Genomic DNA, 20,449 nt, shown 5'->3' with positions numbered 1-20,449 from the left:
GGACATGATGCGTCCCCTCGGCAGGATTGAGGAAATTAAGCTCAACCCGCTGGCCGTACCGGATCTGGGGGAACTTGTTGCTGCCTCGTTCCATTGCGAAGTCGAGCGGGCGGCGCATGAGGGGGTGAGCCGCCGTGACTTCATTGTCGCGGTACGCACCGATGAGAAGGAGATTGTGCAGGTTGGACCGGCATAACAGATCCTCAAGGAAGTCGAGAGTTGCGGCGTCGAGCCACTGCAAATCATCGAAGAAGAGGGCCAGGGGATGCTCAGGCCGCGCAAATACGCCAATGAACTGCCGAAGCACCAGATGGAAACGCCGTTGCGTGTCCTGAGGCGGCAGCTCAACCGCCGGAGGCTGCACTCCGATAATGAGCTTTATTTCGGGAACGAGGTCGACAATTAGTGCTGCGTTTTGGCCCAATGCTTCGCGGAAGGCATCGCGCCAGGGAGCAAGTTCGACCTCGCTTTTGCCGAGTAGCGGCCGGATCAGGCTTTCGAAGGCTTGTGCAAGCGTTGAGTAGGGAACGTCGAGTTTGTGCTGATCAAACTTGCCAGCGGCAAAAAGCCCCCGCGGAGGAACGAGTACCGGCTGAAGCTCGTTGATAAGCGAGGATTTGCCGATGCCGGAATAGCCGGAAACCAGCACCAATTCGGGCGCGCCACCTTTCACAGCCCGGTCGAACGCGGCAAGCAAAGTCCCGATGTCTCTCTGCCGACCGTACAGTTTTTCCGGAATCAAAAGGCGATCCGGCGTATCATGTTTGCCAAGCGAAAAGTCGTCAATCCGGCGCTGCGCCCTCCAATCGTGCGCGCAGCGGCGAAGGTCGCTCACAAGGCCGGACGCGGTTTGGTAGCGGTCTTCAGCCGTCTTCGCGAGCAACTTCATTACTAAGGCCGAAACGATGTCGGGGATATCGCCCAACCGTTCAGCAGGCGCGACGGGCCACCTAGCGAGGTGGCAGTGTACCCATTCCATTGGGTCTTCGGCCGTGAACGGCAAAGTTCCGGCGAGCATTTGATAGAAGGTAATGCCGAGAGCGTAGAGGTCACTGCGGGAGTCGATCGACCGGTTCATTCGCCCGGTCTGTTCTGGCGACATATAGGCGAACGTACCGGCGATCATGTCAGCAGGGTGGACTGGCTGGCGCTCCCGCGGTAACGGCGATGCGATACCGAAACCCGTCAGCCGCACTTGATCAGTCGCAGCGTTAACCAGGATATGGGCGGGTTTGATGTCTTTGTGGATCAACCCGCTGCGGTGCAGCCTCTCAACAGCCTCTGCAATTCCGATGGCCAAGCGCAGAAAGTGACCTACTTCCATAGGCCCCGTTAACAACCGGTCGAGTGGCTCGCCCCTCTCATCGTCGAGTATCAGTGTGGTTCGACCACCTTCGCGTACGAAATCCAGAGGTCGCGCCGCCCATACCTCGTCGAGCTTATCCCGAAGCTCGTATTCATGGATGAGGCGGTCGACGCTTGCGCGTGATGGGCGCCTCGCGGCAAGCTCCACCATGAGGATAGCACGGTGTTCACCACTGTCGGTCGATCGCAGGCCGCGACGGAATATGCGCTCCCCGTCCTCCCACAAAATCTGAGAGTTGTTGCGTGAATAGTCTTGGCCGATCGGTGGCGGCTCCATTCGTCAGACTCCGGGCCACACCGGATCGGCCGCGGGCACCTTCCATTGAGTTGCCTGAGGCACGCCGATACGGCAGCTAATAAGCAACAATCTGACGCGTTTAGGGACGTTTTGCTAGCCGGGCAGCGCAGATGGTGGCTGATGCCGACATGGCCTTTGCCAACTATCGGCAGGATGGAGCGCGTTGTTGCGTTCGAGCGTGAGAAATCGGGCTGCCCGAAACAAGGCAAGACGGCACGGCGCGGCTTGGGACGGCGCAGAAGCCCGCTTGAATCACCGTCGGCCCTGCTCTGCGGGACCGACACTATGGTCTTGACGATACGTTGGTCCAATCGCGTGCCGGAAGCCAGTGCCTCATGTTGAACAGATCCAGGATGCAAACACCGAAGGAGGGTCAAGTGGACGCCAAGACAATCACCTCGCAGATTCGCCTGACACGCCGAACGCCCGCCTATTGGCGAGTTACGTTCGACAATGCTCCGCTCAATGTCATGGGTCCGCAGATGGTACAAGAATTCACACATCTGATTGACGCCATTGAGGCTGACGAAGACGTTCGAGTTGTGGTATTCGACAGTAGCGTCGACGGATACTTCCTCAACCATTCAGACTTCAAGGCACGGATCGAGGATATGCTCGCGCTGCCGCCTGGGTCTACAGGGCTGCCGCCCTGGCCGGATTTTCTTGTGCGACTGACGCGCGCGCCTGTGGCCTCGATCGCTCTAATCCGAGGTCGCGCGACGGGTAACGGGAGCGAAATCACCCTTGCCTGCGATATGGCTTTCGCTAGTAAGGAAAAGGCCATCATCTCCCAGTGGGAGGTTGGCGTGGGTATGGTCGCCGGCGGCGGGCCGATGGCCCGTCTGCCTCACCTGATCGGTCGCAATCGGGCTATGGAGGTCCTTTTGGCCTCCGAGGACATCCTCGGAGATCAGGCCGAGGCGTATGGGTACGTGAATAAGGCGCTGCCTGACGCAGATCTTGACGCGTACGTTGATGCGCTCGCCACGCGCATTTCCAGGTTCGATAAATGGGCGATCGCGCAGACCAAGCGCTTGGTCAACGCCAGCCTTCCACCAGATGTCGAGCTGGGCGCGGGCTGGGAAGCCTGCATCGCCTCGCTGAGCCGACCCGCCGCTCAGGAAGGGATCAGAACGCTTACCGCTAAGGGCTTCCAGGCGCCCGGAGATGTCGAGAATCGGCTGGCTTTTCACCTAGGCGAGTTGCCGCCGCGATAACCGCTGTCGATGGCAACGGCGTCCTCTCAAACAGAGGCTAATCCCATGGATCTGCCCAAGAAAGCGAAGTTGGTTGCCGAACGTGTGGAAGCGGAAGCGACAAAGGCCGACGTCCAGTCGCAGTATGCATCATCGACGTTCACGGCAATCTGGTACTCCAACACCGGATGAACGGCGCGCCTATCTTCGCGCTCGAGATTTCCGAGCAAAGGCGTATACTTCTGCCCTCGTGCGCCTGCGCACGGCGGACATCCTGCCGCTCGTCCAGCCAGGCCAATCGCTTCTAGGTGGCGGCTCACGGAAAATGGCCTTCGGTGGTATGATGCTGTCGTCCTTTGGGCCTTGGCCGCTCGTGGGCCATGCGGCATGCATCTACCGAGATCCTGCATAGCCGCTGCTATCGAAGAGGACGCCCACGCAGTCAGCCGCAGACGAACAACCAAAAAAGCAATGTAGGGCCGCTCCAGCACGGCCAGCACGCGACGCGGTTTCTGGCCAGAAGGTCCAGCAGTCGCATGATCGTGATCGCGCGCCACATCGCGGCAACTTCGAACACTGGTTCTGTTCCAGCACTGTCTATTTGTCTTTCATACATGCTCTCAATCGCTCAAGCGGGCGAACTCTCGTGCCTATTAGACGGCAGTTTGTCCCAAGCTGACTTCTATCGAGGGGGGTTGAGTCCACTTTGTGGGCCGCGGCACAAAGCAGCACTAAAATCAAAATGTTATAAGTGAATTTTGGTGGGCCTGGAGGACGAACAAGAAGTGCGATGCAAAATACGGCTTTGCCGGCACCTTGAGAGCGTCTTGCCGATGTCAGGATGGCATACCATCGAGGGTCCATGAAAGTCGACGGCTTGGGGATCCACCGCAGCCGGCGCGAGGAACGCAGTTGGGGTGTGGAAAAAGCGATATGACGTAACGAACGTTCGAGGCACTCTCAGGAATGTCGATCAGCGTGCTTCACCCACGCTTGGCCGACTTAGCCGGAAGGGCGGCGCGGTTAACGCCGTGACGTCGAGGTTGATAGTCTTCTCCAAAAAGCCAGCGCGAGGCCTACGAGCAGTTCCCAGGGCGTTGGCGTCCCGCACGACGATCCGTGGACCAACCTGGCGGAACCGGCAGCGGACGAAACCGCTAGAAAGAACTCAATCATGGCGCCCCTCGTATTCTTCCCAACCATTCGGAAAGTGCAGGACAAATTGACGACCTGATGCGCAAATCCATTGCACCAACGTGTTGCCGATACCTTCGGAACTCGCCGCACCAGAGATAGCAAAGCATCGATTGGGTAGCCTGCACACCAACCAACGCGCCGTAGTCGCCGAACCCAAAAATCGACAGCTTTGATCCCTCCACTTGCTAATCCCGCTTTTGCTCGGCTCGATCAAAGGGGCACGGGGATGGGCGACAGCTTCGTAATCAGCCAAAAGTGAAGCAGAATGCCTCGACGCCAGGGCCAAAAAATTCGATATCGAATTGGCGGTCTACGATGGGCCCTAGTTGCCGGATAAGCTGGTACAGGCGTTGTTCGCTTACCGTTCCGTTGCCGTGTTCATCGACGTCAAGTCCGTGAGATCCGCCTGGTGGATGACCATCGATAAGGACGCGGAATTTCACGGACGTTCCCGGCGATGCCGGCCCCATCACCAGATGCAGATCGCGGGCGTGAAATCGGTACGTTATGCGGCCGTTGGTCCTTTTCACCGACACGCCGTCGCTTGCCATGATCCAGTCGCCCGAAAGCGCCCATTCGTTCAGGCGCAACTGTGCCGGCGCTTCAAAGAGATGCGACTTGTTGCGAATTACTCCGCCCAGGGAAACAAAGCCTTGGGTGCGTTCATAGCCGACATAATTTTCCCGAGACTTCAGGTTGGCTTTGTCCGCAGCGGCTTCGAGGCCGCGCGCATCGACCGACACCAGATCACTGCCTACGACCTCGTTGCCACTTTCTGCGAGCAATCGCTGAACGATCTTCTCGGACTCGTCGTATGAACCTTCACCGAAATGCTGATCACGCACTCGCCCTTGAGCATCGATGAAATAGAATGCCGGCCAGAAATTGTTGTTGAAAGCGCTCCAGATCGCTCCCTTACTGTCGATGGCGACGGGATAGTCGACCCCCAGCGCTTTCACCTCGCGGCGGACGTTCTCGACGTTCTTCTCAAACCGGAACTCCGGGGAGTGGACGCCAATTACGACCAGCCCCTGGCTTTGGTATTTTTTCGACCAAGCGCGGAGATAGGGTTGTGCGCGCATCCAGTTGATGCAGGTGTAAGTCCAGAAACTCACAAGGACGACTTTTCCACGGAGTGCCGTCGGCGTCAGTGGTGGCGAATTGAGCCACTCGTCGGCTTGCGTGATTGACGCCAACTCCGATTGGCCGGCAAACCAGCCGAAAATCGAGCCCTGGACGGATAAGCCGTGTGATCCTTTGGAACTCATCGATAGACCCATAGCGTCGGCCCCAAAACTGCCATTCGGCAGCCCAATCGAAGTGATGAGTAGGAACGAGGCCAACAAGAGATTCGTCTTCATGCGCGAACTCCCTCCATGGTTTGATTGTGGTCTTCGACGCGGAAAATTGATGGCGGGCTTGCCCGCCACCATTTTAGGCGCCGTTCGCGGGGGCAATGACGGGGGACTATTTCATCCCGCCGAGGGCATTCACGTTGGCGCAGAACTCGGCATAGGGCTTGCTCATCGCTGCGTCGTTGCATTCGCGCATGATCATTTCGCGCATGGGCTTCGGCTTGGCCATGAAGACCGCCTTGAACTCAGGCATAGGCTTCAGGGTCTTCATCGAGGCATCGGTGTAGAATGGCCCGATGTTGTCGACGACATCGAGTGCGCCGGCGAGGGCTGTGCTGCCGACACAAAAAAGTGCAAATGCACCGAGACCAATCGCTTTGATGTTCATGGTGTAGACCTCTCTTGGGTTTTCGCCATCGTCCCAATGACGATGGGCGTCCAAAGGTACATCTGACGAGGGTCAGAAGTGATATGCAGATGACCTAAGCGATCTATTGGATGCTATTGCACGTTGGTATCGGCGATACTTTTGTACCGACACCCACATCGGCCGCCCGATTGCCGTCCCGAATGGAACGCCGCGCAATTTCCAGCGCTCCATCCACGTTTTGTGGATCGGCCGCCAGTGCCCGGAGGCAGGCGCCGGCATTGGTGATAATGCCTGAAAGCGGCTGGTCTACCTCGTGCGCAATCGATGCTGTCAGAGCAGCACAGGCTCATGATAGTGCGTACAAGTTCGGATTGGACTTTCTCAAGCGCTCCTGTCCAAATACCTACAGTAGTGCCGGTGAAGGCAAGGCAGTCAGTCCGAATGCTGGTCCGTGGGGGCTGGCAGTCCGTGAGAATATCCAGGTTACGCTTCGGATGTCGCTGCGGACCCGAGATGGGACGGAACAAGCTGGCTGGCACTCGCCCTTCCCACTGCCTTCTACCAGTCCCTTACGGTTCGTCGGCAAGAGTTTGGGAAAAGGACCTACCGTACGGATAGAATTGTTCCTTGCGGCCTTGTTTCCAAGCGGTTCGAAGCTCTGGTTGCGTAATGTCCCAGTCCGGGAAACACTTCCGCCCAACGGCCCGGAGGTCTTGCCGCAGCTCCTCGATTGTGGGGCGGCCGAAGTACCAGTAGCCGTTATACACACTGTAAACGATCAGTCCGGGCTCGAGAACAACGACGTGTGGTATCATTGGGTTGTGCGCCGGATCCGTGTACTCCGCGATATCTAAATCCTTTTGGATGGTACGTCGCGGGTCTGACAGGAAAGGCCAATGCGCCCCTACGCCGCTCCGAAACTCGTGGGTTTCCGCGACGGTGTCAGTGCTGATGGTGACCATCTTACAGTATCCTACCTCCATCTCACGATGAAGCTGAAGCAGGCGTTCCGCTTGGCATCTGTCCTTGGGGCAGAAGCTGCCACGGCTAAGGACAATCACCATCGGATTCCAATCTTGGAGTTCAGACAGCCTACGTCGCTTTCCCGTGTGATCGCTCAATTCATAGTCTGGAAATGGCGCGCCCGGCACGATGTCCGATCTCATATTGTTTCCCTACGGGTTGGCATTCGCGAGCCAGCCCTGCGAGGGCAGGTAGCCCGTATCCGCCGTCGCAGTCCACCCGGACCGTCTCAGTGAAAATAGCGAACAAAGCCATTGGCAATCTATAATACGATCGTATCGCCGACCGGAGTAGGTGGCTATATCTTGCCGGTGTGACGGTGCCCTCGTGAGAATCCCTGGCGGGAAGCGTCACACGCTCTGCGCATTCGAAAGCTGGCGTCACTCATCCATGTCGCCTGCCAACTCCTAAAAGACGTCGGCGTCGCCTAGGTGGACTTCACTGCTCGGCATTGATGATGCCGAGGCCCAGTCCGAACCGCACGTCCTGCGCACTCGCCGATGCTCCTCGCTGGAGCCTGCCCTCAGCTTCCTTGATCGGATCCGCTCCGAGAAGGTGACGCAGCCGAATACTTTGTCTCGGCGATACCAAGGTTCAGTAGCGATATGGCTGCTGCCGCCGCAAACTCCCAGTCATTCCAACCTGACACAACTCAACAGGGGAACAGTGACATGGACATGCTTGCTCTGGCGAAGGACATCGCCGGTCATGTGAAGACGGAATCTCTGCGTGCCCAAGTTCCGATGGGCGTCAGCGTGATCGATGTTCACGGGAACACTGTGCTCCAGCATAGGATGAACGGCGCCCTCGCCTTTTCGATGCTGATTTCAGAGCGCAAGGTTTACACCTCCGCGCTCACGCAACTACGAACATCAGCATTATTCGATCTCGTGCAGCCCGGTAAAGACTCTTTCATTTGATGTCACAAGAACGCTTTTGCGCGATGGGTGGTGGCGCACCTCTCGTGCAAAACGGCGTAGTCGTCGGCGGCGTCGGTATAAGCGGCGGCACTGTTGCCCAGGATGTTGGGATACTGGAGGCAGCGCTTAAGCTTCTCAGGAACGCTGACCCGGAGACTCTCGCCCCAGCCGTGGTGACCTAGTTTCCTTGCGACGCCGCTGGCTCTCTTTCGTCTCCATTCATCGCAGGACTTCGGCTTTGAGCGGTTGGTACTGCCGAGAGATTTGTGAGTCTCTCGAGGAGCCACGCACAAAAAAACCTGCACCACTACTGGAACGGTGACTTGCGGCATAGGTAACTCGCGGCATAGAGGAAGTCCGCCGACGTCCTCCGTGCAAATATATCGCCGGCTAAGGTCCTTGCCAGAATCGCCTCCTGGAGCGCGCCAATTTTTTCCACCACTAAGTCGCAAGGCCGCGCGACACTGGTCCCGCGACCTCTCTCTTTTCGCCTCACGGTTAGGGCTATGCGGCGGTAGCACTGGCCGCCGCGCTGTTCAGAAGCTTTACGAGCGCCTGCGCTCCTGCGGTGGAAGATGCCGGGTTCTGTCCGGTAATCAACCTGCCGTCGGTAATTGCGAAAATTTCCCAGTTCCCCTTTTTTTCATAGAGACCGCCGAGCCGCTTGAGTTCGTCTTCGACGAGGAACGGCACGACCTTCGTCAGTTGCACTTCTTCTTCTTCACCGTTGGTGAAGCCCGTCACCCGCTTCCCCTTGACGATCGGAGCACCTTGATAGGTCACGCGATGCAGGACAGCGGGCGCGTGGCAGACGGCAGCCACTGGCTTGCCGGCATTGTAGAAGGACTCGATGAGCTTGATGGAGTCGGGATTGTCCACGAGGTCCCACATTGGACCATGGCCGCCTGGATAGAAGATGGCGTCGAAATCATCGGAACGGACTTCGCTCAATTTCTTCGTGGTGGCGAACACTTTTTGCGCGGCCTCGTCCTGCTTGAACCTCGTCATGGCAGGCGTCTGGTTCTCTGGCAGATCGCTCTTCGGATCGACCGGGGGTTGCCCACCCTTGGGTGACGCGAGCGTCAGATCGAATCCCGCATCGCGGAAGACATAGTAGGGTGCAGCGCCCTCCTCGAGCCAGAAGCCCGTCTTTCGCCCGGTGTTTCCAAGTATGTCATGCGAGGTGAATACCATGAGAATCTTCATGTGTAAGTTCCTTCCATTTCTGTTTCACAGCGGGTGGCCGTACGAATGGAATGTTGTCTGGGATCATCCTGCTTTGCATCTGCACATTGGTATCGCCAGCACCTTGGTATCGGTTGAGCAACAGCGTGGTCCGAAGCAGATGGTCTTGAGCCGCAACAATGTCGCTCAGACTTTCATGGGCTTCAAATTTCGAGAACGGGACCCCAATCCACACGGCCAGTCAGCAATCATTCCCGATCTCGCTGCCAGGAACTGGTCTCCGCCTTTGCCGAAACGCTCCATCTGCAGCAGGATCCTACAGACAGAAGCGAACGCTACTGCACGATGGTATGCCCGATGCCCGGAGCGTTCTGTTGAAGAACTACTCGAACGCAAGAGCTTCGCATCCTTTGGCGCTCCGCGCGGCGGAACCAAATGCCGCCGGGCCGCCGGCGGCGTCATGTTAGCTTCACGAGATCAACTCGATGTCAGGCTTTCCCTTCGGCCTTAGTCTTCCGATACTGGACGGTTGGAAGACCTCCCCAGCCCCAGTTGTCGAGCTCGAACTCTTCGATGACCACGTAGGTTGATTCGAGCGGCTTATTGAGGACGTCGAGCATGACTTGGCTGACGCCCGCGATGATGGCGGCCTTTTCTTCGGCCGTGACCGAGTTGCGATCAGGAGCCGAGCCCTCACGCGTTACCTGTACAGTGACTATGGGCATTTCGTAATATCCTCGTTCAAGATTTCGAATCGTTTTTCTAGGTTTCTAGGCGGCCATTGCCGCAAGATGCTTCTCCAGTTCATCGACATGCGCATAGCCAGCGCCGACCCTTCGCAGAGTTCCACCCTTCTTGAGGAACAGCGTGGGAAAGCTAGAAACGCCTATGGCACGAGCCGTCGCGAAGTCTGTCGCGACCTCTTCGATGGTACTCCGCTTCCTGTAGGCCTCGAGGAATTCATCGGGGTTGACGGGTGACTAAGTCCTTGAAAGCGCGGGATCCCACCTCCGCCAGTACGAAGCCGTTCGTGGTGTTAAGCGCATCGACGTAAAACGCGTGCTGGAATGCACGGAAAACCTTGAGAAGATCCGCCTGCGGGCGAAGGATCCGGGCGGTAACGACCGCGCGGCATACAGGCTCGGTGTCGTAGACGAACCCAGTCCTTGCAAGCAGGCCTTCACGGTTGAACGGCACCTCGCTGGCCTCCTCCACCTTCGCCAATGGTGCAGTCTGAACTGCTTGCCCGCGTCTCGGTCGCTCCGGCGCGCAGTCCACCGAGGATGATCGTCAATGAGACGTCCCGACGCCGATGCATCCGAAGTTCCATTTGCTTGGCAAATCCATAACACCAAGAGCACATCGGATCGGCGGCCAGCACGAGTTCCATTTTTTTCCTTTAGTTTGTCGGCAGGGCCCGCGGCGTAACCACGCCACGTGACCCGCTTCCTGGTGAACCTACTAGCGGCCAGCGTTCTGGCCACCGTCGACGTGTAGGATCTCTCCCGTGACGAAATTTGCGTTCTCGAGGTAAATCACGGCGTCGACGATGTCGCTGATCTCGCCCATGTGGCCGACCGGGTGGAGAGCGGATAGGAACTCGTGAGTTTCAGGCGCGTGCATCGGAGTCTTGATGATGCCGGGAGATACGGCGTTCACCCGGACCCCAGTCTTGGCGAATTCGATCGCCAGTTCCTTCGTCACAGCGTTCAATCCGCCCTTTGTGAGCGAAGCGAGAGCCGTGGGAACGCTCGACACCGGCTGGTTCACAAGGCTCGTCGTGATGCTGACGATGTGGCCGGAACCCTGCTTGAGCATCTCCCTCGCAGCCCGCTGCGTGATATGGAAGAAGCCCGAAACGTTCACGCCGAAGTTCAGGTCGTAGTCTTCCTGCGTAAAGTCGACGAAAGGCTTTGCAGTGAAGACGCCTGCGTTGTTGACCAACGTGTCGATCCGACCGAAGCGTTGGATCGCCTCGCGGACGACGCGCTCGGCGGTCTCTGGATTGGAAATGTCGCCCGCTACGGCATGCACGCCGTCATCGGAACCCGGCTTGATCGAACGCGAGGTGGCGACCACGCGGTAGTTCCGCTGGCGATAGGCGCGGACAAGACCTTCGCCGATGCCCTGTGATGCACCAGTGATTATAGCGACCTTCTGCTGATTGCTCATAATATATATCCTTTTCAATTGCTGCGGCCCTTGCTCGAGCCGCCCGGCGCCCTCGGCGTTGGTGCGATTGATTTAAGGGCTCACAATCATCGGGAGAATTGCTGAGCAGCGGCATTCACTTCACCGCTTTTCGGCAGAATGTCTATTGCGCGTAGTTTATCGGCGCTTCGCGATTCAGGCGTAACGAGTGGGCCGCAGCCAATACCAAAGTGTCGGGCACACCTTCGGACAATACCGGTCAGAATCCACCTTGTTTACCTGACGTCACCGCGAAAAGACCCTGCGGCGGGCTAACAATAGGAGCCGACATGACCGACCCGACGCTGCAAGCGAAACCACCGGCTAAGACATTAGACACCAGTCCGCCCAGCATGAATCTTGAACTCGTTGTAATCCCGGTATCCGACGTGGATCGTGCTTTAACGTTCTACAAAAACCTGGGCTGGCGGCTGGACATCGACCACGGCAAGGGCGACGATTACCGCATTGTCCAGTTAACCCCAGTCGGCTCAGGAGGCTCCGTGATGTTCGGCCAGAACATCACCACGGCGGCGCCCGGCTCTGCCCAGGGCATGCATCTAGTCGTGCCCGACATCCTTGCCGCGCGCGACGACCTCGTACGACGCGGCGTAAAAGTCAGCGACCTTTTCCACGACGTCGGCGGAATCTTCCATCACTCTAACGGCAAGGGAATTGCCAAGGGGCCGAATCCCGATAGGAAGAGCTATGCCTCTTATTTGACGTTCGAGGATCCCGACGGCAACGGATGGACCTTGCAGGAGGTGACGGCGCGTCTACCTGGAGCTCCTACCGACACCAGCTTCACGACGCAGCTTCACGAAGCCGTCTGGGGATCTGAGCGGTAAGCGAATTTGTTGATTCAGGTTCGGCTCGCGCAGGGCTCGACTACGTCACCACGTCCCACGCCTATTGCAATCAAATCTCGTGCGATCTGACTGAATGCATTGCGTGGTTTTCATTGCGCTTCAAGGAAACGCAGGACGTGGTGACGGTTTGCTCGACTTAACACTGGCGCTAAACGTTTCGATAAATCACGAAGGCCGGCGCATCCCCGCCTGAGGGCGTCCGCTCGACTCACCTTGGAGTGACCCTGGCTCGAAACGCTTTGAAGCAGAACGGCGATCTTGCAAGTCGCATCGTCGAAGACAAGGCGGGGAATTTTGGGCGCATTGAGCCCTGACCGGCGGACGCAGGTTCCGTTCGCTTTACAAACACGGTCGTTCCCTGCACCGCCGCTAAATGCGAACGCACGTCGCAGAGGCAGACCGCGACGGCCGCTACAAGATCCATTTGTTCATCAAACATGGTGCAGCGTCCAGCGGCGGGCCCTCCGACAGCAAGGCAAAATCACGACGGGCGATACCAAAGTGCACTTATGCAGGGGCGGCGTCAGGGATAGCGTCTAGACATCGCCTCCGTCTTCGACAAGGCGATCCGCTGCAAGCAGCGAAACGCTCCTGCGTCCTCCCCTCCGCCGGAGCGCGCGGATTTAGCCAAGATCCGCCTTGGGGCCGTCTCCTTCCGCCGGGAGACGGCCTCTTTCAAACGCCCCGCCCAGTGACATGCAATGGCAGCGGACGCCGCTTTAGGTCGAATAAACCGTTCAAGGAAAATAAAATGAAGAAGACCCGCCCCCCGGGTATTTTGCGCTACGACCATCCGGCAGGTGGCTGGGATGCGTTGAAGGCGGTTGCCAAGACGCTGGCCCGCCAGCAGATTGCCGTGCAGGGCAGCAGAACCTTGCTGAGGGCGAACCAGCCGGAAGGATTCGACTGTCCCGGATGCGCGTGGCCAGACCCCAAGCACACCTCGTCGTTCGAGTTCTGCGAGAACGGCGCCAAGGCGATCACATGGGAGTCCACCGCGAAGAGGACCGATGCGAGCTTCTTCGCGGAACACACCGTGTCAAAACTCTGGACCTTGAAGGATCACCAGTTGGAAGATGCCGGGCGTATCACGCTCCCACTACGCTACGACGCCTCCAGCGACCGCTTTGAACCAATCGATTGGGAAGCGGCATTCAAGTTGATCGGCAGCGAACTGAATACTCTCGTCTCGCCAGATCAGGCGGAATTCTACACGTCTGGACGGGCTTCCAACGAAGCTGCGTTTCTATATCAGCTTTTCGTTCGCGCCTACGGCACCAACAATCTCCCGGACTGCTCCAACATGTGTCATGAAGCCACCAGCGTTGGCCTTCCAAAATCCATCGGCGTCGGCAAGGGGACAGTGACGCTCGAAGACTTCAATCACGCCGACGCGATCTTCAGCTTCGGACACAATCCGGGTACCAACCACCCGCGAATGATGACGACTCTTCATCAGGCGGCGCGCCGCGGCGTTCCAATCATAGTCTTCAATCCCCTTAAGGAGCGCGCGCTCGAACGGTTCGCGGCGCCCCAAGACCCCGTCGAGATGGTCACGATGTCCTCGACGCCGATCGCCTCGGCCTATCACCAGATCCGCGTGGGCGGCGATATGGCCGCTCTAAAGGGACTCATGAAGGCGGTTTTCGAGCTCGACGCAGCAAGTCTTGCCGCAGGCCGCGGCGGAGTCCTCGACAGGCAGTTTATCGGCGAGCATACCTCCGGTATTGATGCACTTCGCGCCGACGTCGAAGCCACCCGTTGGAACGAGATCTTCGAGGCCAGCGGCTTGACGAAGCAGGCCATCGAGAGCACTGCGGGCGTCTACGCGAAGGCAGAAAGGGTCATCGTCTGCTACGGCATGGGGATCACGCAGCATGCGCGGGGCACCTACAACGTCCAGCAGATTGCAAACTTTTTGATGCTGCGAGGAAACATCGGCCGCGAGGGCGCAGGCATCGCGCCTATCCGGGGTCACTCGAACGTTCAGGGCGACCGGACAGTCGGCATAACCGAGATTCCGAGCAAGACACTTCTCGACGGCATGGAACGTGCGTTTGGATTTCGACCGCCAAGCGGGAAAGGCCACAACGCGGTCGACGCCGTGGAAGCCGCTATCGATGGCCGCGCCAAGGCGCTGATCTGCCTCGGCGGCAATCTCGCTGTCGCAATGTCTGATCCAGAGGCCACGTTTCAAGGCATGCGCAAACTCGACCTTTCGGTGCATATCGCAACGAAGCTCAACCGCTCCCATCTGCTAACCGCGAAGACTACCCTCGTGCTGCCGTGCCTCGGTCGCACCGACCTCGATATGCAGTCATCGGGACCACAGTTGGTTACCGTCGAAGATTCGATGTCCATGGTTCACGCGTCGCGAGGCTTCCTGTACCCACCGAGCGATCTCGTCCGATCCGAGCCGGCAATCATCGCAGGGATCGCCAAAGCCACGCTTGGCGATCGGCATGGCATCAACTGGGACGGCATGATCGCAGACTATGACGTTATCCGCGACAAGATCGAGGAGGTCTTTCCCGACTTCTGTGAGTTTAACAAGCGCGTGCGCAAGCCAGGCGGGTTCAGGCTGGACATCGCGGCGTCGTTTCGCCGGTGGGACACCCCTGGGGGCAAGGCAAATTTTCTGACATCTCCAGGCCTTTGGGAAGATCCTCTACCCGACGGTCATGACTCACTAATGCTGACCACGATCCGTAGCCACGACCAGTACAACACGACCATCTATGGATTGGACGATCGTTATCGCGGTGTGTTCGGGCGGCGCGACGTGGTCTTCATGAATGGCGAGGATCTCGCCGGCCGAGGACTGAAAGACGGAGATCGTGTCGACGTCCAGGGGATGACCGAAGGGGCAGACGACAAGCATCTCGTGCGCGGATTCACGGTTGTCGCCTATGACATTCCCAGAGGTTCGATGGCGGGCTACTATCCGGAGATGAACGTGGTCATGTCGCTCAATCACTACGATCGATTGTCAGGCACGCCATCCTACAAAGGCGTTCCGGTTCGAGTATCACTAGCTTCATCCTGATCGCAAAAGAAATCGTCTCCGTCGTGTCGTGCGCCTCCAAACAATCAGTTCGGCAAGAGAAGGCGACGAGGCCGTCACCGTCAGTCACTCCCGACACCTTCGTCTACTAGCGGTTTTGACCCGTCAGTCTCAAACTTCGCTGGTCAACCGCCGCGCTGCGATAGAATTTTGAGCGGCAGCCATTCATCGTCCATCATCAGAGAGGCAATCATGCGCAATCTTGAATTTGAGAACCTCACACGTCGGTCTTTCGGCGGGGTCGCACTAGGACTGACGGCGGCGGGTATCCTCCCCGGACGCGCCGCGGGTGCGGACCAGGGAAAGAAGGCCGTTCGTAAGAATAGCCATGAACTGGTTGCCGACAAGCGTATAGACGCCGGAGACCTCAATATCGGATACGCCGAACTGGGCCCTGCCGACGGCTCGCCCGTGATCCTTTTTCACGGTTGGCCGTATGACATCAACGCCTTTGCCGAGGTGGCCCCGGTGCTCGCAGAGAGGGGGCATCGTGTGATCGTGCCACATCTGCGCGGATACGGCAGCACGAGGTTTCGTTCCGACGACAGGATGCGCAATGGCCAGCCGTCGGCCCTTGCCGTAGACGCCATAGAGCTGATGAACGCACTTAAGATCGGCAAGGCGACGTTGGGCGGGTTCGACTGGGGTGCGCGGACAGCCGACATCGTAGCCGCGCTCTGGCCGGAACGATGCAAAGGCCTGGTTTCCGTCAGCGGTTACCTGATCGGGAACCAGACCGCCGGAAAGTCCCCCCTCCCACCCGCTGCCGAACTCCAGTGGTGGTACCAGTTCTATTTTGCGACGGATCGTGGCCGAGACGGGTATGAAAAATACACGAGCGAGTTCGCTAAACTGATCTGGCAACTCGCCTCCCCGCATTGGAAGTTCGACGACCCGACGTTCGAGCGAAGCGCCAAGGCGTTTGCTAATCCGGACCACGTCGCGATCGTTGTTCATAACTATCGCTGGCGGCTTGGTCTGACGAAAGGCGAGAAGCGGTTCGAGGAGTTCGAAACCAAGCTCGCTTCCGCTCCCGAAATCCACATTCCCACGATCACGATGGAGGGCGACGCTAACGGAGCCCCCCATCCGGATCCTAAATCCTACGCCGGGAAATTCAAAGGGAAGTACGAACACCGTCTGATAACTGGCGGGGTTGGCCACAACCTCCCGCAGGAGGCCCCCGAGGCCTTCGCCAAGGCGGTCCGGGATGTCGATTCCTGGGCGTGACCGATCACGAAGGGTTCAACCTGCGCCCTGTCCCACGGATTGGTTATCCAGTGATACCCATTATAAAAACAGGCTGGCGCGAGGCTCGCCAGCCGTGTGCTAGCTTGCGTGTTCATCCGCGTCGCTCAACTACTTAAGCGCCTCGTCGTCCCCAAAGGATTTATGAATTGGAAATCGGAATCGACAGTTTCGCAATGCTGCTGACCGACCCCGCTACAGGTCAGTTGCAGTCAGCCATCGAACGGATGGCGAGCGTGCTCGCAGAAGTCGAGCTCGCAGATCAAGTCGGACTCGATGTCTTCGGAATGGGCGAACATCACCGGGAGAACGCGCTCGATTCAGCACCTGCGGTGATCCTTGCCGCGGCTGCCGCACGCACGACGTCGATCAGGCTTACAAGCGCCGTCGCCGTTTTGAGCGCCGCCGACCCCGTGCGGCTTTTCCAGGAGTTCGCCACACTGGATCTCATATCCCGCGGACGAGCGGAAATGGTGGTCGGTCGCGGCTCCTCCGTGGAGGCTTACCCTTTGTTCGGACTCGACCTGCGTAACTATGATGCGCTCTTTGCGGAGAAACTGGACCTGTTGCTGAAGATTAGGGAGCAGCCCAACATTACGTGGACGGGCCGTTTTCGCCCTGCGATCAATGGCGAAGGTGTTTTTCCTCGCCCGCACCAGCCAGCCTTGCCCATTTGGCTGGGCGTCGGCGGGACGCCCGAATCGTTCGTCCGTGCCGGAACGCTCGGTCTGCCGCTGATGGTCGCTATCATCGGCGGAAGTTTCGAGCGTTTCCTGCCCCTCGTCGAACTCTATCGTCGCGCATGGCTGGCCGCCGGCCGTCCTCCAAAGAACCAGAAGATCGGCATCCACGCTCTGGGCTTCGTCGGGGAGACTGATGTCGCTGCCAGGGAAGCGTTCTTCCCCGGGTGGTTCCAGATGTTCACGGAGGCGGGAAGGGAGCGCGGCTGGCCGCCGCCAACACAAGCTCAGTTCCAGCATATGTGCGGGCCAGGTGGCGCGTTTCTGGTCGGCAGCCCGCAAACTGTTGCTGCGAAGATATTGCATGTTAACGGGACGTTGGGAGGGATCGCTCGAATCACCTTCCAGATGAGCACTGCCGCCCTTGAGGCGAAAGCGATGCGTCGTTCGATCGAACTGCTGGGAACCCACGTTGCGCCTTTGGTGAGAGGACAACTTGACGACTAGCAAGAGCGCTTCTACGGCGGGCGCCGACATCGGGAGGCGCCCCCTCTTTCTCCGATCTTTTATCCGAAAATCAATCTCTGGTAATTGGCCAGCATTTTCGGATCCTCGACCGACCCGTGATGGTGTAGCTGCCGCCAGGCCCCGTCCCTGCGTACGAACCACCGGGTCGTCCGGAAGGCGACGTCGAGCTTTTCCTTCGCCGTGCTGCATGCTCCACGCTCGCGACCGACGAACAGATGCCAGTCGTCGGCGCCCTGGCTGGTGAAGTCATGGAAGGTCACGTGAACCTTCGCCTGACCTCTGAAGACCTTCGAATACCCGTCTGCGATCTCCTGCCATCCACGGCGGATACCACCGATAGGGTTGTCCATGCTGGGCTCCGAACCGCCGAGCCACACGGCTTCGAGCCCGGTGAGATCGCCATCATTGAAGGCTCGGTAGAATTCGATCAGCGCATCCAAGGGACTGCCTTCGCCCGGCTTCGTCTCGCCGCCGTCGACTTCTGTAAGATTCGGGTTCATCGGCATCGTCATCGCATCTAAGTCCACGGCGGTATCCTCATTCGTTCGCATGGGCATGCAGCCATATTTCGGTCAGACAGACGGGCGGGCCGAACCTCGTATCGCGCCCTTCGTCCGCTCTGGAAGCAATGCTCGATGGACATCGCCGATTCCATTGTACGATGGTGTCGTCGGTTTTCTGAGGGACGAACGTGCGCTTAGGGCGCAAGCAAAGCTCTCATCGCATCGGTGCGGCCTTACCTTCGGCTGAAGTTGACGTTGACCGCAGCCGTTGTCGCCGTCCTAATTTCGGTCAAGGCCTGCCGAAGTCCCTCAACGTTTACCTGTGGGCTTGGAAGGGAACCGAGAGCGCCGGCCTTGTCAGCGGCGACGACCATGTCGACCGTCGTTGCGCCAGCCATCGGCGCCTGGATGATGGAAAGCTCGACTTCCGAACAGGTCGAGAAATAGGCGATCCGGCCAGCGGGTCATGGGGACTCCCTACCGAGCGTGACGTTCCACGCTGATAGCTCCGGACCCCCTGCACGTCCACTAGACCTTGGTGTGCTGACGAAACTTCCGATCCCAAGGTATCGGAGACACCTTGGTACAATATCGGGTCTGGATTTAATGCGCGATGGTTTTTGACAGAGGGGAAGACGGCACGACCGTCGGAACACTCCCGGCTCGTGGCCGTCCAACGAACACTCAACACCAGAGCGACCGACCGCCACCTGGCGGCCGAGGGTACCCGCGTCGCCAGAACGGAGGTAGGCATGAGCGTGCATAAGACTGTGATCGGCACCGGCACGTCACAAGGGATCGGAGCAGGCCTGGTGAAGACAGGCGACGTCGATGGCGTGGTCTATCTGACAAAATCGTCAAGCATTTCCGGGGAGGTGCTGCACGTCGACAACTGCGCACATCACGTCAAATGGTAGTCGCGAGCGCGGAAGCGCGTTTGAAGGAACTCGATCTGCTCGTACCGGCGGCACCCACCCCGTTCGGCGCTTACGTCCAGTCAGCGCGGGCCGGCTCCCTGCTGTTCTTGAGTGGCATGCTTCCGGTGGTCGACCACGTCCCCCGTTACACTGGTCTTGTCGGCAAGGACTTATCGGTCGCCGAGGGCTATGACGCCGCGCGAACCGCGTGCCTCAGCGGTCTTGCTGCTGCGCGGTCTCATATAGGATCGCTGGATAGGATTCGTTCAGTTGCCAAACTGGGCGTTTACATCGCCTGCCCGGCGGAATTTCACGAGCATCCAAAGGTAGCCGACGGCGCCTCAGAGCTGTTGCTCGAGGTTTTTGGTGCCGCCCGGCTTCCGCCCCGGATCGTGCTTGGCGTTTCTAGCATACCGCTTGGAATGCCCGTGGAGATCGAACTCGTCTTCGAGATCGAATCTTAGCGAGGCAACTTGCTCTAACCCGAAACGGAGGCAGTCATGAAGATCAGACCCCCTACTACGACAAGCTCCATCGCCATGTCGTCAAAATTGCTCACTGCTACTGCCGTGCTGCTGATTCCGGCGCTTGCCCTCGCGGGGGAGATGAAGGCGCCCGAGAAGATCTATCGATCTCTGGACGTCAGAGCCGTGGCCGGTCAGGAGAAGGCGCTGATCAAGCTTGAGAAGCGGACGGCTGCCTATTGGCGCGTCACCTTCGACAATCCGCCGTTCAACATTTTCGGGCCGGAAACAATCCCGCAGATGGAAAAGGTCGTTTCTCAGATAGAGAAGGATCCCGATCTCCGCGTCATCGTGTTCGATAGCGCGGTGCCCGGCTTCTTTCTGACCCATTATAACTTTACGCCACCCCTTGCTGAATCCACCGGCCTCCCCTCTGGACCGACCGGACTGCACCCACTCCCCGACATGCTGGTCCGCATCAGCAAGGCGCCCGTGGTTTCCATCGCCCTGATCCGCGGCCGCGCGACGGGGGTCGGGAGCGAGCTTGCGCTGGCTAGCGACATGCGGTTCGCCAGCCGCCAGAAGGCGATTCTGTCGCAATGGGAAGTCGGCGCGGGCCTCGTCCCTGGTGGCGGCCCGATGGCACGGCTTCCCAGACTGATGGGGCGTGGCCGCGCCCTCGAAGTCCTTCTTGGATCCGACGACATCAACGGCGATCTCGCCGAGGAGTACGGCTACGTCAATCGGTCCTTCGATGACGACAAGCTCGATCCGTTCGTCGACGGGCTGGCAACCCGGATCTCCGGGTTCGACCGCCAAGCGATCGCTGACACCAAACGCCTCGTCGATTTCGCGAGCCTTCCGAGCGATCCCGAGATCGCGGCAGGATGGGACGCCTTCATAACATCGATCCAGCGCCCGGTCGCGCAGAAGAACATCGGCCGTCTCATCGATATGGGCCTGCAGAAAGACCCGGACGTCGAAGCAAGACTGGGACATTACACGCAGTCTCTTGCCGACAAATAGCTATGGCGGAGCCCGCCAGTGACGGCAGGTCGCGCGGGCACCAATTTGAAC

18 protein-coding genes and 3 pseudogenes are annotated in these 20,449 nt (G+C 58.8%); 11 read left to right on the top strand and 10 right to left on the bottom strand.

All coding sequences use genetic code 11. The annotated features are described in order from the left end of the window. Positions 1 to 109: 109 nt before the first annotated feature. Positions 110 to 1,642, bottom strand: a pseudogene (locus X735_RS0134730) (AAA family ATPase); the annotation flags it as partial. Between the two features lie 398 nt (positions 1,643 to 2,040). Between X735_RS0134730 and X735_RS143900 the strand changes: the two are divergent. Both X735_RS143900 and X735_RS1000000170310 read left to right on the top strand, forming a co-directional pair. Then, positions 2,041 to 2,880, top strand: a complete 840-nt coding sequence (locus X735_RS143900) for an enoyl-CoA hydratase/isomerase family protein (protein WP_023812741.1) — start codon at positions 2,041 to 2,043, stop codon at positions 2,878 to 2,880. A gap of 45 nt (positions 2,881 to 2,925) precedes the next feature. Beyond that, entirely contained in the window at positions 2,926 to 3,051 is a 126-nt protein-coding gene (locus X735_RS1000000170310; RefSeq protein WP_023812740.1) for a hypothetical protein, read from the top strand. A 1,250-nt stretch (positions 3,052 to 4,301) separates the two neighbouring features. Here X735_RS1000000170310 and X735_RS143905 read toward each other — a convergent pair. The 3 genes from X735_RS143905 to X735_RS143915 form a co-directional block, all read right to left on the bottom strand. After that, positions 4,302 to 5,417 carry a redoxin family protein gene (locus tag X735_RS143905; RefSeq protein WP_023812739.1) on the bottom strand — a complete coding sequence of 372 codons (1,116 nt, stop codon included), beginning with the start codon at positions 5,415 to 5,417 and terminating at the stop codon, positions 4,302 to 4,304. Between the two features lie 106 nt (positions 5,418 to 5,523). Beyond that, positions 5,524 to 5,799 (bottom strand): hypothetical protein, encoded by a 276-nt coding sequence (locus tag X735_RS143910; protein ID WP_023812738.1) that lies wholly within the window; start codon positions 5,797 to 5,799, stop codon positions 5,524 to 5,526. 551 nt (positions 5,800 to 6,350) lie between these two features. After that, entirely contained in the window at positions 6,351 to 6,947 is a 597-nt protein-coding gene (locus X735_RS143915; protein WP_023812737.1) for a redoxin domain-containing protein, read from the bottom strand. Positions 6,948 to 7,475: 528 nt separating this feature from the next. Between X735_RS143915 and X735_RS1000000170305 the strand changes: the two genes are divergently transcribed. Next, complete coding sequence (locus X735_RS1000000170305; protein ID WP_196815342.1) at positions 7,476 to 7,724, top strand: heme-binding protein; 249 nt, start codon at positions 7,476 to 7,478, stop codon at positions 7,722 to 7,724. A 504-nt stretch (positions 7,725 to 8,228) separates the two neighbouring features. Here the strand turns inward: X735_RS1000000170305 and X735_RS143920 are convergent. Beyond that, positions 8,229 to 8,930, bottom strand: a complete 702-nt coding sequence (locus tag X735_RS143920) for a type 1 glutamine amidotransferase domain-containing protein (protein ID WP_023812736.1) — start codon at positions 8,928 to 8,930, stop codon at positions 8,229 to 8,231. Between X735_RS143920 and X735_RS1000000168895 the strand changes: the two genes are divergently transcribed. After that, positions 8,917 to 9,420, top strand: a complete 504-nt coding sequence (locus X735_RS1000000168895) for a hypothetical protein (RefSeq protein WP_128302955.1) — start codon at positions 8,917 to 8,919, stop codon at positions 9,418 to 9,420. The two genes, X735_RS143920 and X735_RS1000000168895, sit on opposite strands and share 14 nt — an antisense overlap. On the opposite strand, the gene X735_RS143925 is transcribed toward X735_RS1000000168895, so the two are convergent. The 3 genes from X735_RS143925 to X735_RS143930 form a co-directional block, all read right to left on the bottom strand. Next, positions 9,398 to 9,634 (bottom strand): 4-oxalocrotonate tautomerase family protein, encoded by a 237-nt coding sequence (locus X735_RS143925; RefSeq protein ID WP_023812735.1) that lies wholly within the window; start codon positions 9,632 to 9,634, stop codon positions 9,398 to 9,400. The two genes, X735_RS1000000168895 and X735_RS143925, sit on opposite strands and share 23 nt — an antisense overlap. Before the next feature lie 235 nt (positions 9,635 to 9,869). Beyond that, on the bottom strand, positions 9,870 to 10,133 hold the full coding sequence (locus X735_RS1000000169945; RefSeq protein WP_245273263.1) for a hypothetical protein: 264 nt from the start codon (positions 10,131 to 10,133) through the stop codon (positions 9,870 to 9,872). 237 nt (positions 10,134 to 10,370) lie between these two features. After that, positions 10,371 to 11,081, bottom strand: a complete 711-nt coding sequence (locus X735_RS143930; protein ID WP_023812734.1) for an SDR family oxidoreductase — start codon at positions 11,079 to 11,081, stop codon at positions 10,371 to 10,373. Positions 11,082 to 11,389: 308 nt separating this feature from the next. On the opposite strand from X735_RS143930, the gene X735_RS143935 reads away from it, so the two are divergent. The 4 genes from X735_RS143935 (at position 11,390) to X735_RS143950 (ending at position 17,467) form a co-directional block, all read left to right on the top strand. Then, the gene (locus X735_RS143935; protein ID WP_050592726.1) at positions 11,390 to 11,947 is read left to right on the top strand and encodes a VOC family protein; all 558 of its coding nucleotides are present in this window, start codon (positions 11,390 to 11,392) and stop codon (positions 11,945 to 11,947) included. Between the two features lie 772 nt (positions 11,948 to 12,719). Next, complete coding sequence (locus X735_RS143940; protein WP_023812732.1) at positions 12,720 to 15,014, top strand: FdhF/YdeP family oxidoreductase; 2,295 nt, start codon at positions 12,720 to 12,722, stop codon at positions 15,012 to 15,014. Positions 15,015 to 15,224: 210 nt separating this feature from the next. Beyond that, positions 15,225 to 16,262: an alpha/beta hydrolase gene (locus tag X735_RS143945; protein ID WP_023812731.1), complete on the top strand. Its 1,038-nt coding sequence runs from the start codon at positions 15,225 to 15,227 to the stop codon at positions 16,260 to 16,262. Between the two features lie 167 nt (positions 16,263 to 16,429). Next, the gene (locus X735_RS143950; RefSeq protein ID WP_023812730.1) at positions 16,430 to 17,467 is read left to right on the top strand and encodes an LLM class flavin-dependent oxidoreductase; all 1,038 of its coding nucleotides are present in this window, start codon (positions 16,430 to 16,432) and stop codon (positions 17,465 to 17,467) included. A gap of 59 nt (positions 17,468 to 17,526) precedes the next feature. Here the strand turns inward: X735_RS143950 and X735_RS143955 are convergent, their stop codons facing one another. Both X735_RS143955 and X735_RS1000000170420 read right to left on the bottom strand, forming a co-directional pair. After that, complete coding sequence (locus tag X735_RS143955; RefSeq protein WP_023812729.1) at positions 17,527 to 17,988, bottom strand: nuclear transport factor 2 family protein; 462 nt, start codon at positions 17,986 to 17,988, stop codon at positions 17,527 to 17,529. 248 nt (positions 17,989 to 18,236) lie between these two features. Then, positions 18,237 to 18,459, bottom strand: a pseudogene (locus X735_RS1000000170420) (nitronate monooxygenase); the annotation flags it as partial. Positions 18,460 to 18,818: 359 nt separating this feature from the next. Between X735_RS1000000170420 and X735_RS1000000168890 the strand changes: the two are divergent. The 3 genes and pseudogenes from X735_RS1000000168890 to X735_RS143965 all read left to right on the top strand — a co-directional run. After that, positions 18,819 to 18,908 (top strand): annotated as a pseudogene (locus X735_RS1000000168890) (3-oxoacyl-ACP reductase); the annotation flags it as partial. Then, positions 18,902 to 19,372: a RidA family protein gene (locus X735_RS143960; protein WP_023812726.1), complete on the top strand. Its 471-nt coding sequence runs from the start codon at positions 18,902 to 18,904 to the stop codon at positions 19,370 to 19,372. The pseudogene X735_RS1000000168890 and the gene X735_RS143960, both read left to right, overlap by 7 nt. Before the next feature lie 36 nt (positions 19,373 to 19,408). After that, entirely contained in the window at positions 19,409 to 20,398 is a 990-nt protein-coding gene (locus X735_RS143965) for an enoyl-CoA hydratase/isomerase family protein (RefSeq protein WP_023812725.1), read from the top strand. Positions 20,399 to 20,449: the final 51 nt, after the last annotated feature.

It is taken from the genome of Mesorhizobium sp. L2C084A000, from assembly GCF_000502875.1.
In the GTDB taxonomy this organism is placed as follows: domain Bacteria; phylum Pseudomonadota; class Alphaproteobacteria; order Rhizobiales; family Rhizobiaceae; genus Mesorhizobium.
Note: the sequence above shows the minus strand (reverse complement) of the source record. Positions and strands in the feature narration are given on the sequence as shown.